This is a genomic window from Streptomyces sp. NPDC030799 (genome assembly GCF_055572255.1).
Genome location: NZ_JBVIDS010000001.1, coordinates 678,333 through 691,779, shown reverse-complemented (window position 1 = coordinate 691,779; position 13,447 = coordinate 678,333). Strand labels below are relative to the sequence as shown.

Annotated in this window: 13 protein-coding genes; 4 read left to right on the top strand and 9 right to left on the bottom strand. The window is 70.7% G+C overall.

The genetic code is table 11. The features are described from left to right. The first annotated feature begins 75 nt into the window (after positions 1–75). Entirely contained in the window at positions 76–816 is a 741-nt protein-coding gene (locus ACZ41I_RS03020) for a thioesterase II family protein (RefSeq protein ID WP_468513023.1), read from the top strand. Here ACZ41I_RS03020 and ACZ41I_RS03015 read toward each other — a convergent pair. Continuing rightward, a complete protein-coding gene (locus ACZ41I_RS03015) occupies positions 796–2,169 on the bottom strand; it encodes a class II 3-deoxy-7-phosphoheptulonate synthase (protein WP_363218924.1) in 1,374 nt (457 codons plus the stop codon). The genes ACZ41I_RS03020 and ACZ41I_RS03015 overlap by 21 nt on opposite strands. A 218-nt stretch (positions 2,170–2,387) precedes the next feature. Between ACZ41I_RS03015 and ACZ41I_RS03010 the strand changes: the two genes are divergently transcribed. Both ACZ41I_RS03010 and ACZ41I_RS03005 read left to right on the top strand, forming a co-directional pair. Beyond that, complete coding sequence (locus tag ACZ41I_RS03010) at positions 2,388–3,902, top strand: anthranilate synthase component I family protein (protein ID WP_468513022.1); 1,515 nt, start codon at positions 2,388–2,390, stop codon at positions 3,900–3,902. A gap of 29 nt (positions 3,903–3,931) precedes the next feature. Then, on the top strand, positions 3,932–4,528 hold the full coding sequence (locus ACZ41I_RS03005) for an anthranilate synthase component II (protein ID WP_399773912.1): 597 nt from the start codon (positions 3,932–3,934) through the stop codon (positions 4,526–4,528). Here ACZ41I_RS03005 and pdxR read toward each other — a convergent pair. Continuing rightward, on the bottom strand, positions 4,515–5,891 hold the full coding sequence (gene pdxR, locus ACZ41I_RS03000) for a MocR-like pyridoxine biosynthesis transcription factor PdxR (protein WP_468513021.1): 1,377 nt from the start codon (positions 5,889–5,891) through the stop codon (positions 4,515–4,517). The two genes, ACZ41I_RS03005 and pdxR, sit on opposite strands and share 14 nt — an antisense overlap. A gap of 132 nt (positions 5,892–6,023) precedes the next feature. On the opposite strand from pdxR, the gene trpD reads away from it, so the two are divergent. Beyond that, the gene (gene trpD, locus ACZ41I_RS02995) at positions 6,024–7,082 is read left to right on the top strand and encodes an anthranilate phosphoribosyltransferase (protein WP_399773816.1); all 1,059 of its coding nucleotides are present in this window, start codon (positions 6,024–6,026) and stop codon (positions 7,080–7,082) included. Here the strand turns inward: trpD and trpC are convergent. The 7 genes from trpC to ACZ41I_RS02960 all read right to left on the bottom strand — a co-directional run bounded on the left by trpC (position 7,060) and on the right by ACZ41I_RS02960 (position 13,423). Beyond that, a complete protein-coding gene (gene trpC, locus ACZ41I_RS02990; protein WP_468513020.1) occupies positions 7,060–7,866 on the bottom strand; it encodes an indole-3-glycerol phosphate synthase TrpC in 807 nt (268 codons plus the stop codon). The two genes, trpD and trpC, sit on opposite strands and share 23 nt — an antisense overlap. Positions 7,867–7,937: 71 nt before the next feature. Further along, positions 7,938–8,768 carry an ArsR/SmtB family transcription factor gene (locus tag ACZ41I_RS02985; protein ID WP_399773821.1) on the bottom strand — a complete coding sequence of 277 codons (831 nt, stop codon included), beginning with the start codon at positions 8,766–8,768 and terminating at the stop codon, positions 7,938–7,940. A 168-nt stretch (positions 8,769–8,936) separates the two neighbouring features. Further along, entirely contained in the window at positions 8,937–9,275 is a 339-nt protein-coding gene (locus ACZ41I_RS02980; protein WP_363215392.1) for an ArsR/SmtB family transcription factor, read from the bottom strand. Between the two features lie 60 nt (positions 9,276–9,335). Continuing rightward, a complete protein-coding gene (locus ACZ41I_RS02975; protein ID WP_468323694.1) occupies positions 9,336–9,995 on the bottom strand; it encodes a 4'-phosphopantetheinyl transferase family protein in 660 nt (219 codons plus the stop codon). Between the two features lie 31 nt (positions 9,996–10,026). Continuing rightward, positions 10,027–10,326 (bottom strand): acyl carrier protein, encoded by a 300-nt coding sequence (locus ACZ41I_RS02970; RefSeq protein ID WP_468513019.1) that lies wholly within the window; start codon positions 10,324–10,326, stop codon positions 10,027–10,029. A gap of 17 nt (positions 10,327–10,343) precedes the next feature. Continuing rightward, positions 10,344–12,095 (bottom strand): fatty acyl-AMP ligase, encoded by a 1,752-nt coding sequence (locus tag ACZ41I_RS02965; protein WP_468513018.1) that lies wholly within the window; start codon positions 12,093–12,095, stop codon positions 10,344–10,346. A gap of 59 nt (positions 12,096–12,154) precedes the next feature. Next, complete coding sequence (locus ACZ41I_RS02960) at positions 12,155–13,423, bottom strand: cytochrome P450 (protein WP_468513017.1); 1,269 nt, start codon at positions 13,421–13,423, stop codon at positions 12,155–12,157. Positions 13,424–13,447 lie beyond the last annotated feature (24 nt).

Here is a 13,447-nt window from a genome sequence, read left to right as displayed (position 1 = left end):
GCGTCTCTGTCAGGGCTCTGTCAGCCATAGGCTGGATCCTCGGTGCGCACGCACAGGACGCCGGAGCAACCGATCTTGGGGGGCAGGATGGTGTGGACGCAGTTGGTCGAGCCGCAACCGTTTGCAGCGCGGCGGCTGATCTGTTTCCCGCACGCCGGAGGGTCGCCCTACTTCTTCCGGGGGTGGGGCAAGGCGCTCCGGGATTTCGAGGTGCACACGGTCTGCTACCCCGGGCGCGCCGAGCGGATGGCCGAACCTCCCCCCACCGACCTTCTCGGCATGGCCGCCGACATCGCCGGCGCCGTGCGGGAATTGATGCGCGACGGACGGCCCACCGTTCTCTTCGGACACAGTATGGGTGCCATCGTCGCGTACGAGGTGGCCGCGGCTCTGGAGGAAGCGGGATGTGCGCCCGGTCATGTGTTCGCCTCCAGCGCCCGGGCGCCGCACCTGATGCGCCCCGATCGCGCCGACACCTGGGATGACGCCTCGATCACCGCGACACTGGTCGAGCTGGGCGGCACGGACGCCGAGCTCCTGGCGAATCCGGCGTTCGTCGATCTGGTGATGCCGTACATCAGGGCCGACTTCCGGATGCTCGCTTCGTACCGGGCGCCGAAACGAGCCCGGCTGTCGACCGCCGTCACAGCGATCGTCGGTGACATGGACCCCCGGGTCGACTCCCGTCAGGCAGCTGCCTGGCGGGACGCGACCCGGGGGCCGTTCCGGATGCGGACACTGCCCGGAGGCCACTTCTATCTGGCCGAGCGCCCTCCCTTCGCCGTGCTCACGGCGTCAGCGAGCGGTTCCTCCTGAGCCGGCCGGTCGTTCGCGGTACATCTCGGACAGCAGGAAGGCCAGGTCCAGGGACTGGGTGTGGTTGAGGCGGGGGTCGCAGGCGGTTTCGTAGCGGTGGTGCAGGTGCTCGGGGAGTATCGCGTTGCCGCCCCCGACGCACTCGGTGACGTCGTCTCCGGTGAGTTCCACGTGGATGCCGCCGGGGTGGGTCCCCAGTGCGTGATGGACCTCGACGAAGCCACGGACCTCGTCCACGATCGCGTCGAACCTGCGGGTCTTGTGGCCGCTCGCCGCGGTGATGGTGTTGCCGTGCATCGGATCGCTGATCCAGCAGACCTGTGCGCCCTCCGCCTTGACCTTCTCCACCAAGGTGGGCAGCAGGTCGCGGACCCGTTCGGCGCCGGCCCGCACCACGAACGTCAGCCTGCCGGGCTCCCGGTCCGGGTCGAGCCGGTCGAGCAGACCCATGACCGCGTCGGCATCGGCCGTGGGGCCCAGCTTCACCGCGATGGGGTTGGCCACCCGGGAGAAGTACTCGACGTGCGCCCCGTTCAGGTCCCGGGTTCGCTCCCCGATCCAGAGCAGGTGACCACTGGTGGCGTACGAGCGGCCGGTGGCGGCGTCGACGCGGGTCAGGGCGGACTCGTAGTCGAGCAGCAGCCCCTCGTGGCCGACGAAGAACTCGGCGGTGCCGAGCTCCCGGGTGTCGACCCCGCAGGCGTGCATGAAGGCCAGGGTGCGGTCGATCTCGTCGGCCAGCCGTTCGTAGCGCTCGCCGACCTGTGAGGTCGCCACGAAGCCCTGGTTCCAGGCGTGCACCTGGCGCAGGTCGGCGAATCCGCCGGTGGTCAGGGCACGAACGAGATTGAGCGTGGTGGCCGACGACTCGTACATCATCCGCAGGCGGGCGGGGTCGGGCCGCCTGGCCTCGGCGGTGAACTCCAGTCCGTTCACCGCGTCGCCCCGGTAGGAGGGCAGTTCCACCCCGTCCCGGCACTCCGTCGCGCTGGAGCGCGGCTTGGCGTACTGGCCGGCCATCCGGCCGATCTTGACGACCGGCAGGGCCGTGGCATGGGTGAGCACGACGGCCATCTGCAGGAGAGTCCTGAGCTTTCCGTGAATCGCCTCGGACGTCGTCCGCCCGAAGGTCTCCGCGCAGTCGCCCCCCTGGAGCAGAACGGCCTCGCCCCGGGCGACCGCGCCCAGCCTGCGACGCAGCAGATCGCATTCGGCGGCGAAAACCAGGGGCGGCGCCAGCGTCAACTGTTTCAGCACAGCACGCAATGCGGCCTCGTCGGGCCATTCCGGCTGCTGGGCCGCGGGGAAACGGCGCCAGGACTCGCTGCCGTGATTCTTCGCTTCGGGTTCCATCGGAGTTCTCATTGCTGCCTTCCGTGCGAGTGACGAACAGAAGATGGCTCGCATGCCGGCCGAGCTGGTTGTCGAACAGCTCAAACCAACGGGACTGCCCGGGTCAAGCGAATCGGGAATGGCCCGCATCCGGGGAATCGAATTGGTCTGGTGCCGGCGGCGCGCCCGCTGATTTGCTGACGCCAGTCGAACGGCACCGAATTCACGAGGAGTTCACCATGCCGGAAATCAGCACGATCGGTGTCCGGGTCGCCGATACCGGGCTGCCGCGCCACGACCCGCTCGATCTGTATGCGCTCATACGGCAGGTACTCCCGGCCCGTGACGTGTTCCTGTTCGAGAGCGTGGACGGCGCCGACCAGGATCGCCGCTCGGCCGTTGTCGGCTTCGGCCGGCTGGCCGAGATCAGAGTGTTCGACGGGTACGTCGAGCTGGACGGGGTGGAGCCGATCGCGCTCGCCCTGGCGCGGGAGGCCGGCTCGCTCGGGATGACCGCGGCCCTGCCGGCCGTCTCCGGTGTGCACACGGTGCGCTTCACCGACCCCCACCAGATGTGGGGTCTGCTGTCGCGCGCACAGGAGTTGTTCACCGTGGACACCGGCGTCCCGGCCACCGCGTACTCCTTCGGCTTCCTGACCAGCCTCGCCTACGAGTCCGCCTGGCACATGGAGGAGTTGCCGGACCGCTCCGAGCAGCCTCGGGGACCGGACATCACGCTCACGCTCTTCCGTGACACCGTCTGGTACGACCCGGCATCCGGACGGGTTCGCCTGCTGAGTGCCGAGAGCGACGCCTTCGCGGACGCACCGCCCCCGGTGGATGTCGTCGCATTGGCCCGGCAGGCCTGTGACGCCCTGGTTCCGGGAGCCGCCGCCGCTGTCCCCGAGGCGCCCAGCCCCGTGTCGGTGCACGACACCGTGCCCCGGGAACTCTTCCTGGAGTGGGCCGGCCGGTGTCTGGAGCACATCAGGGTCGGCGACATCTACCAGATACAGATCGGCCATCGCATCGACGTCCGCTCCGCCCTGACACCCCTTGAGGTCTACCGCCGGCTGCGCAGCCGCAACCCCTCTCCGCACATGTACCTGATGCCTCGCGCGGACAGCACGCTGATCGGCGCGAGTCCCGAGTTGTTCTTCCGTATCGAGGGCGACACGATCGTGATGCGCCCCATCGCGGGCACCGCGCGGCGCGGCCCCGACGAGGAGGAGAACCAGCGGCGCATCAAGGACATGCGGGAGAGCTCCAAGGAGCAGGCCGAGCACATCATGCTGGTCGACCTGTGCCGCAACGACATCGGCCGGGTGACCCGCCCCAGCACCCAGCCGGTCGAGCGGCTGATGGCAGTGGAGAGCTTCTCGCACGTCTTCCATCTCGTCTCCACCGTCACCGGCCGCCTGGAGGACGGCGTGGACACCTGGCAGGCCGTACGCGCGACGTTCCCTGCCGGCACGATGACCGGCGCGCCCAAGGTCCGGGCCATGGAGATCATCGACGGCCTGGAGGAGCAGCGGCGCGGCAGTTACGCCGGTGCCGTCGGCCTGGTGGACGTACGCGGCTGGAGCGAACTGGCGCTGTGCATCCGCACCGTCGAGTTCGACGGAACCCGGTACTCCACCCAGGCCTCGGCGGGGATGGTCGCGCAGTCGGACCCCGAGGCGGAGTGGCGGGAGACACTGGCCAAGATGGGGGCCGCCTACTGGGCCCTGACCGGCGAGGAGTTGCTGTCGTGAACACTGCCGAGCCGAAGGGCGTACCGGGCATGAAGGTCCTGCTGATCGACGCGTACGACAGCTTCGTGCACATCATCGACCAGTACCTGCGCACCCTGGGGGCGCGTACCGAGGTCGTGCGGTCCCTGACCCGCTCCCCCGACGAACTGGCCGCCTCGCGTCCGGACGCGGTGGTGCTCGGCCCCGGGCCCGGCCATCCCGCCGAGTCCGGCCATGTCGAACTCGTACGCCGGTTCGCCGGAGAGGTACCGCTGCTCGGCGTCTGCCTCGGGCACCAGGCGGTCGCACTGGCCCACGGGGCCCGGATCGAGGTGGCCGGCCAGGTGATGCACGGGCGTACGAGCACGGTGAGACACGACGGGGAAGGCTTGTTCCAAGGGCTCGGCAACACCCTCGAAGTCACGCGCTACCACTCGCTGATAGTCGCCGAGCCGCTACCCGAAGAGCTCGTCACGACCGCCGTCGCCACTGATCACGGCTATGTCATGGGGCTGCGGCACCGCACGCTGCCCATCGAGTCGGTGCAGTTCCACCCCGAGAGCATCACCACCACGGGAGGGGTCGCCATGATGCGCAACTTCCTTGCCATGGCGGCGGACGCGCAGGAGGAACTCAGCAACGCCTGACCTCCCCGATCGCGCGGACGGCCTCGGCCACCCCGGCACGCGGCAGGTGCGCGTGGCCCACCACCAGGGCCGGCGCGGACCTGCCCGGCCGGGCGTGGAACGCCGCGGCCCCGCGCACCAGGACGGAGCGCCGCAGCGCCCCGGCCACCAGCGCCGCCTCGTCGACGTGCCGGGGCAGCCGTACGTAGGCGTGCAGCCCGGCGCTCTGACCGAGCACCACCGCGCCGGCCAGGTGTCTGCGCACCGCTTCGTCCAGAGCGTCACGGCGGTTGCGGGCCAGGGAGTTCAACCGTCGCAGGTGGCGGTCGAACAGGCCGGTGCGCAGGAGTTCGGCGAAGGCCAGCTGGGTGAGGGTCTCGGTGCCCAGGTCCTGCCGGGCCCGTGCCCGGAGCAACCGGTCGAGCATCTTCCCGGGGGCCGCGAGCCAGCCCAGGCGAAGCCCCGGGGAGAGGGCCTTGCTGGCCGTACCGGCGTAGACGACCCGGTCGGGCATCGTGCGCTGCACCGCGAGGGGCCGGGCGCCTCGCTCGTACCACAGGCCGCCGTCGTAGTCGTCCTCGACCACCCATCCGCCGACGTCCCGGGCCCAGCGGGCCAGGGCGTCGCGGCGCTCCTCGGACAGGGTGACACCGGTCGGGAACTGGTGGGTGGGGGTGACCAGAACGGCACGCGCGCCGGACGCGGCCAGCGCCGCGACGTCGATGCCCTCGCCGTCGACGGGAATCGGCGCCACCCGCAGCCCGCTCTCGCGGACGAACTGACGCTGGCCCGGATGGCCCGGGTCCTCGATCGCGAGGGTGTCGATGCCCAGGCTCGGCAGCACGGCACAGAGCAGACTGAGCGTCTGGGCGAATCCGGCCACCACCATGATCTCCTCGGGCGAGGTGCGCACTCCCCTCGTCCGCCCCAGGTAGTGGGTGAGTTCGCGACGCAGCGAGGGTTCGCCGGCCAGCGGCGGGTAGTCGTGGTACGACGGGACCGCGGCCTGCACGGCCCGCTGGTAGCAGCGCAGCCATTCGCCCCGCGGGAAGGCCGGAGTGTTGCGGCCGCCGGGGCGGAGGTCCCAGTCGACCCGCGGCACCTGCCCTTCGTCCAGCAGGACGGGGACGACAAGCTCCCCCGCGAGATGTCCGACGACCTTGGTCCCGGCGCCCTGTGTCGCCTCCAGGTAGCCCTCGGCGACGAGTTGCCCGTACGCCTCCACCACGACGCTGCGCGAGACGTCGAGGTCGTCGGCGAGCCGGCGGCTGGACGGCAGCCGGGTGCCCGGATGGAGAATTCCGGCGGCTATCTCTCTCTTGATGAATTCCTGGATCTGCGAGGTCAGGGAATGCTTGGAATTCCTGACCACCTCTACTGCCATGTGCAGGGCCACCAGCCCCACCCCTTACTGAATGGACCGTACAGGTCGCCGGACATTGGTCTGGAACGAGTTCGGCGCCCTTCGCAGACTGGACGAGGAAACGTCCGCTGGCGCCGTTCAAGGAGAATTTCCGTGACTGCCGAACCGCAGGGCCGAACCTGGCCGGAACTGCTCAACGCACTGCTGGAACGCAGGAATCTGACTGTTCACGACATGGCCTGGGCCCTGGACGACGTGATGTCGGGGAAAGCCGGGGCGGCCAGGCTGGCCGGTCTTCTGGTGGCGCTGCGCGCCAAGGGAGAGACCGTCGACGAGATCGAGGGCATGGTGCGCGCCATGTACCGGCACGCCGTGCCACTCGATGTGCCGGGCCCCACGCTGGACATCGTCGGAACCGGTGGTGACGGCTCGAACAGCGTCAATGTGTCAACGATGTCGGCGATCGTCGCCGCCGCGGCGGGTGCGCGGGTGGTCAAACACGGCAACCGCTCGGCGTCCTCGGCCTGCGGGTCGGCCGATGTGCTGGAGGAGCTGGGGGTGGCGCTGACGCTGACGCCGCAGGAGGTCGCGTCGGTCGCCACGGAGACCGGCATCACCTTCTGTTTCGCGCCGGTCTTCCATCCGGCGATGCGGCATGCGGCCGGGCCGCGCCGCGAGCTCGGTGTCCGCACCGTCTTCAACGTCCTCGGCCCGCTGACCAATCCGGCGGCGCCCACGGCCCAGGCGGTGGGTGTGGCGGACCGGCGACTGGCACCACTGCTGGCCGGAGTACTGGCCCGCCGCGGGGTGTCCGCGCTGGTCTTCCGCGGCGACGACGGAATGGACGAGCTGACCGTCACCACCACCTCCACCGTCTGGTCGGTCGTCGGAGCCGAGGTCCGTGCCGAGACCTTCGACCCACGTGACATCGGGATCGACCACGCGCCGGCAGCCGCGCTGCGCGGCGGGGACCGGGCCCACAACGCCCGCGTCGCACGCGAGGTGTTCGCGGGGGCGCGGGGGCCGGTGCGCGATGCCGTGCTGCTGTCGGCCGCGGCCGGCCTCGCGGCCCTCCGGCCCAGTCGGCGCCCGGTCGCCGAGCGGCTTTCGGCGGGCGTCGAGCTGGCGGCCGAGGCCGTGGACTCGGGTGCGGCGGCCGGCGTGCTGGAACACTGGACGGCGGTCAGCGTCAAGCACGCGCAGGGCGGCTGAGCCGGCCGGCGGCCACCAGCGCGGCAACCGATCGCCGGGGAGTGCCGCCCGTGACCAGCGCTTCTCCGACCAGGACGGCGTCCGCCCCGTGAGTCGCACACTCCCTCACGTCCTCAGGTCCTCGAACGCCGGACTCCGCGACCCGTACCACGCCGTCCGGGAGCACGGGTGCGACCCGGGCGAACGTCGTGCGGTCCACCTCCAGGGTCCGCAGATCCCGCGCGTTGACCCCGACGAGACGAGCGCCGGCCAGCACCGCCCGCTCCGCCTCTTCCTCGTCGTGCACCTCCACCAGCGGTGTCAGCCCGATCCCGACCGCCAGCGCCAGCAGTTCGCCCAGCTGGGACGGCTCCAGTGCCGCGACGATCAGCAGCGCCAGACTCGCGCCGTGTGCCCGCGCCTCCCAGAGCTGGTAGGGGTCGACGATGAAGTCCTTGCGCAGCACGGGGACGTCGACGGCGGCCCGTACCGCGTCCAGGTCCCCGAGCGAGCCGCCGAACCGCCGTCCCTCGGTGAGGACGCTGATCGCGTCGGCACCGCCGGCCTGGTATGCGGCGGCCAGTGCCGCGGGGTCGGCGATCTCGGCCAGCTCGCCCTTGGACGGGCTGGCCCGCTTGACCTCCGCGATCACCTTCACACCGTTGGCACCACGCAGGAGCGCGACACAGTCCGGACCGGGGCCCGCGTCCGCTGCCCGGCCGGCGAGTTCGGCCTGGGAGACGCGCCGTCGGCGTACGGACAGATCGGCGCGGGCTCCCTCGATGAGTTCGTCGAGTGCGTTCATGGCTGCGTTCGTTCCTTTCCCGTTCGAGGCGCCTGGAGAAGTGACGGCTGCGGCTTGTGCACTGCCGGAGTTCAGAAGGGACTCGGGGCGATCTGCTGCGGGACGGCCTCGCAGTGCCGTCGCTGCGGGCTCACGGCCAGGCCTTCCAGGAGGGCCACGCCCAGTGAGGTCAACGTGTGCAGAACGGTGTTGCGGATACGACGGGTGGTGATCAGGCCGGTCCTGCGGAGCACGGCGGTGTGCTGGCTGGCGCCGGCCGCGGAGATGCCGAGCCGGTCCGCGAGCTGGCTGGTGGTGCAGGTGGTCCGTAATGCCCGCAGTGCGGCCGCCCTGGTCGGGCCGACCAGGGCCTCCAGCGACTGGGGTCCGTCGGCGGGCTCGTCCCACAGCTCCGCCGCCCGCTGAGCGTCCGGCGGCGCGGCGAACACGAGCGTCGCCTCACCGTCTCCCTGCCGGTTCTCGGTCAGCTGGGCCGGCCGGTGATGCAGAAAGACGGAGGGAGTGAGCACGAGTCCGCGCCCGGCGAGGTGGATGTCCTCGTCCGGCCCGCCAGGAATCTCAAGGACCGGGGAGCACCACCTGATCCTGGGGTGCAGGGTGCCCAGGAGCAGGTCCACTCCCCCGGCGACGAGGACCCTGCCACGCACATCGCACTCGGATTCCAGATAGGTGACGATGCGCGGCCAGTACGGGGCGACGGCCGCACGCCACACGTGTGGCAGGAGCATGCCATCACGATGGCCGGAGAGCTGCGGCGCGACCTGTCTGCGCCACCGGGCGAAGGGTGTGCCGACTCCCCGGGTCAGCATGCCGTGGGCGAAGGCTGTCTCGGTCAGCGGACCGGCCGTCGTCCTCAGCCGTGTGCGGGCGAAGTCGGCAGCGGTGAAGTGGATTCTCTGCATCGGGCCCCCGTTACTCATGTGAAGGAGCGCCTTCCGGCCCTTCCCATCAGCTCGGGCCGGCCAGTGGCCTACGACCGGCTGGCGCCCGGCCATCATCGGAACCCCCGCTGACACGGCGCTGACCCCCGCAAAGCGGTGACAGGCTCCCCGGGTGATGCCGTCGGACCGCTAGGAGTCCGCGGAGTCCTCGGGGTCCGCCCCGCCCTGCTCCCGGGCCGCGTCCTCCCGGAGCGCCGCCAGGATCGTGTCGACGTTCAAGCGCAGCTCGAACGGCGCCAGTTCGAAGTACTTCAGCGCCTTGCCGTCGTCGGACAGCTCCAGGCTCCCGATGACGATGCCGGCCTTCTCCAGGCGGTCCAGGTGCATGTAGAGCAGGGGGCGTGACATGCCGAGCCGCCGGGCCAGCTCACTGACGTACATCCGCCCCTCGGCGAGTTCGGCGACCACACGGAGGCGCTGGGCATGGCCGACCGCAGCCAGCACAGCCAGAAGCTCCTCGCTGGTCATGGCCCACCTCTAACGTCCCGGAATGTGTAACCCGAGACTTTGCCATGTCAGGAATGACTGTCAAACCGCGCCCCCGCAGGCCACCGCGACGGCGGTGAGCAGCAAGTCCTCACCGGCCCACCAACGGCCCCGGAAGGACGCCGCGTTCCAGATACCGCCCGCCGAGGTCCGGGCGTGGAAGGTACCGCTCGACGGGTGAAGGGTGACAGCGACGTCATGGAAGCCGCCCAGCGGGGTGCGTGCGACGGGAAACCATGCCTTGTACACGGCTTCCTTGGTGCAGAAGAAGAGCCGGTCCCAGCAGACCGTCGCATCGGCGCGTACCAGGTCGGCCAGCTGTTCGCGTTCCTCGGGCCGCGCCACGGCGGCGAGGACTCCGTCGCGCAGCGGGCGGTTGGGCTCGGCGTCGATGCCCAGGGCGCGCACATCGCCGCTGCGGGCCACGGCGGCGGCCCGGTATCCGCGGCAGTGGGTCATGCTGCCGACGATGCCGGCCGGCCAGCGCGGGGCACCCCACTCGTCCGGCACCAGGGGTACGGGGGACGCGCCCAGATGGGTCAGCGCGGCGCGGGCGCAGTGCCGGACGGTGGTGAACTCCCGGCGCCGCGCCCGGCCCACCTCGGCCACGACGGCCCGTTCCTCGGGGAGGAGCTCGGCGTCCGGGACGTCTCCCCGACGTTCCACGGCGACGACGGAGCGGGGCAGGACGTGCTCGATCATCCGAACCGCACCACGTGGGCCGGCAGCCGGCTCAACTCCGCCCCGTCGCCGGCCGGGAGCGCAGCGCTGCCACCACGTCCTCGGCCACCTCGGCGACACTCGGCCGGCCGAGCAGCAGTTCGCGTTCCACCGGGAAGCCGCACCGGCGTTCCAGTTCCGCTGCGAGCCGGGTGCTGGTCAACGAGTCGATCCCGAAGCCGCTGAGCGGCACATCGGGGTCGATGGTGTCGGGCGCCAGGTCCAGCAGCTTCGCCAGGATCCGGATCAGGTGGTCGGACACCTCGTGCTCGGACACTTCGTGCGGGGCCATCGGCCGGCCGTTCGTCTCCATCCGTCCTCTCCACTCCGTCAGCGGCTGGACCAGTGGGCGAGCAGCGGCAGCCGCCCCGCTGCCATCTGCTGGGCGCAGGCCCGGCGGCGGATCTTGCCGCTGGTGGTGCGGGGCACCTTGTTCGGGGCCACCGCGTAGACGCTCACCGGAGCGGGCAGCACCCGGGCGACCGCGATACCGGCCGCCCGTACGGCATCGGCCAGCTCCCGCGGATCCCGTTCCCTCGTCTCGACGACGACCGCGACACCGGGGTGCGCCTCGTCCAGCGGCCATGCGGCGGCACGCTGGTGCTCGAAGGCGGCGTGGGCGGCACCGGCCACCGCCTCGACGTCCTGGGGGAAGTAGTTCTCGCCGCCGATGATCAGTACGTCCTTGAGCCGTCCCGTGACGAACAGTTCGTCACCGTCGAGGAATCCCAGGTCGCCGGTGCGTACGTACCTCGTGTCGGCGTCCGCGGGGTCGCCTTCGGTACGTGCCGCGAACACCTCGGCCGACTCGGCGTCGCGGCCCCAGTACCCGGCGCAGTTCCCGGGGGCGTCCACCCAGATCTCGCCCACGACGCGCTCGGCCAGCGGACGACGGGTGTCCGGGTCGACGACACGCACGTGGACACCGGAGACGGCGGTGCCGCAGCCGACCAGTTCGACCGCGTCCGCGCCGGGGGACGCCGGCGTCGCCCTGCCCGCCGCGAGGGCGTCCCGCTCGTAGTGCCGGACCGGTGTCGGATACAGCGGCCGGTCCATGGTGACGGTGAGGGTGCACTCGGCGAGGCCGTATCCGGGGGTGAACACCTCCTCGCGGAAGAAGCTGCGGCGGAACGCCCGCGCGAAACGCCGCAGCGTCGAGGCGCGTACGGGCTCCGAGCCGTTGGCGGCCACCCGCCACGTGGACAGGTCGATCCGGGCCCGCTCGTCCTCCGGAATGCGTCGTACGCACAGGTTGTACGCGAAGTCCGGAGCGGCGGCGAACACATCCTCCTCCGCCTCGATGGCACGCAGCCAGATCCGCGGATCCCGGACGAAGGTGGCGGGTTCCATGGTGACGGCGGCCGCCCCGGACACCAGGGGCAGGACCACCCCGGTGCACAGGCCCATGTCGTGGAAGAGCGGGAGCCAGTTGACCACGGTGGTCTCGGAGTCGATCTCGCAACGGTCGCGCAGCGCCACCTGGCTGGCGACGAGGTTGCCATGGCTGACGAGCACTCCCCGAGGGGATCCGGTCGACCCCGAGGTGTACTGGAGCAGGGCCGTGTCCGCGGGTGCGAGCGCCGCAGGCCCCGCCGGCGCGGCCGCGTCGCGTGCCGGCTGCCGTACGGGTATCCAGGTCACCGCGTCCTCGGCGTCCTCGGCTTCTTCGGCTTCGTCGGCTTCCTCGGCGGTGGACACCAGTACCGCGACCGGCGCGCAGTCCCGGCTGATCGCCGTGAGCCGTTCCGCACGGACGGTCGTGCGCTGCCGGGCGCCGGTACGCAGCTGAGGAACCGGCACGGCGATCATCCCCGCGTAGAAGCAGCCGAGCAGACCCACGTGGAAGTCGAGCCCGGGCAGCGCGGGCACGATCACCCGGTCGCCGGCCCGGCCCACTGCGCGCAGCGCGGCGGCCAGGGCACGGACCCGGTCCAGGAGAGCTCCTGCTGTCAGCTGCTCGGCCGGCTCCCCGTCGGCGTCCAGCGCGGTGAAGACCGGTCTGCCGGCGTCCGGTCCGTCCGCGCGCGCCAGCAGCGCGTCGACGACGGTGGCAGCCCGAGGCTGCGAGGTCGTACGGTTCACAGCTTCACTCTCCTCGGTTGACGGGGCGCTGGGCGTCATCAGGAGCCGGGCGCCGTGGGTCAGCCCCGGGCGCCCGGTGCCGGGGCGCCTTCAGCCGTGAGCGTGACGGGCAGGCCGCTGTACCCGTGGACGAAGTTGGAGTAGAGCCGCTGCGGCGGACCGTCGAGCCGGATCTCGGACACCATCGTGCGGAGCGCTTCGACCATGGCGTTGACATGAACCCTGCCCAGGAAGGCACCGAGGCAGAAGTGCGGACCGTGTCCGAAGGCCACGTGCTTGTTGGGGTTGCGCGCGATGTCGAAGACGTACGGGTCCGAAAAGACGTCCTCGTCGAAGTTGGCGGAGCTGTTCCACAAGGTGACCACGTCACCCGCCTTGATCACCTCGTCGCGCAGCGGAACGTCCACCAGTGCCCGGCGCCCGAAGTGCATGGCGGGGGTGGTCCAGCGCATCACCTCCTCGGTCGCGCTGTCGGCTCCGACCGAGCCGTCCTTCAGCTTCCGCCATTCCTCGGGGTGTTCACTGAACGCGATGAGACCGCCGATGGACGACATCCGACTGGATTCGTCACCGCCGAGGATGAGGGAGTAGCAGTTGAAGACGATCTCGTCCTCGGACAGCGGCTTGCCGCCCACCGTGGCCGTGGCCAGGACGCTGATGACGTCCTCACCGGGGTTCTTGCGCCGCTCGGCGGCGAGCTCGGAGAAATAGAGCAGGATCTCGTTGCGGGCCATCAGTTCGTCGAGCGCACTGTCCTCCGAGCTGTGCCGGGACAGCGTCTGGGTGTTCCACTCGACGAGGCGCTCACGGTCGGCGGCCGGCACATCCATCAGATCACCGATGGTGTTGATGGGAATGTGGTCGGCGACGTCGGTGACGAAGTCGAGCCGTCCGCGCTCCAGGGCCTGCCCGACGAGTTCCCGGGTGCGGCGGTGCACGCCTGCCACCACCGGTTCCAGGACCCGCGGCGAGAAGGACTTCAGCATCAGATTGCGGATCTCTCGGTGACGCTGTCCGTCGGTGACGGCCAGCATCTTGCGTGAGGCCGAGTCCTCCCCCTGGAGCAGGGTGGTCAGCACATTGCCGCGTTCCGAGGTGAACTGCTTGTTGTCCCGGTAGATGCCGACCACGTCGGCGTACTTGGAAATGGCCCAGAATCCGGGCATGGGGCTGCCGCTGACCTGCTGCCAGTGGACGGGGCTCTGCTCCCTGAACCAGCGCCACATGTCATGCGGGTCGTGGTCGAGGAAGGTCTGCGGATCGGTGAGATCCAGGCCGGCCGGATCCGGCCCGGAGGACTGCGTGCGGTCGTGCGTGTGCGTTGTCATGGGTGGTCTCCACCAGGCGTTGGG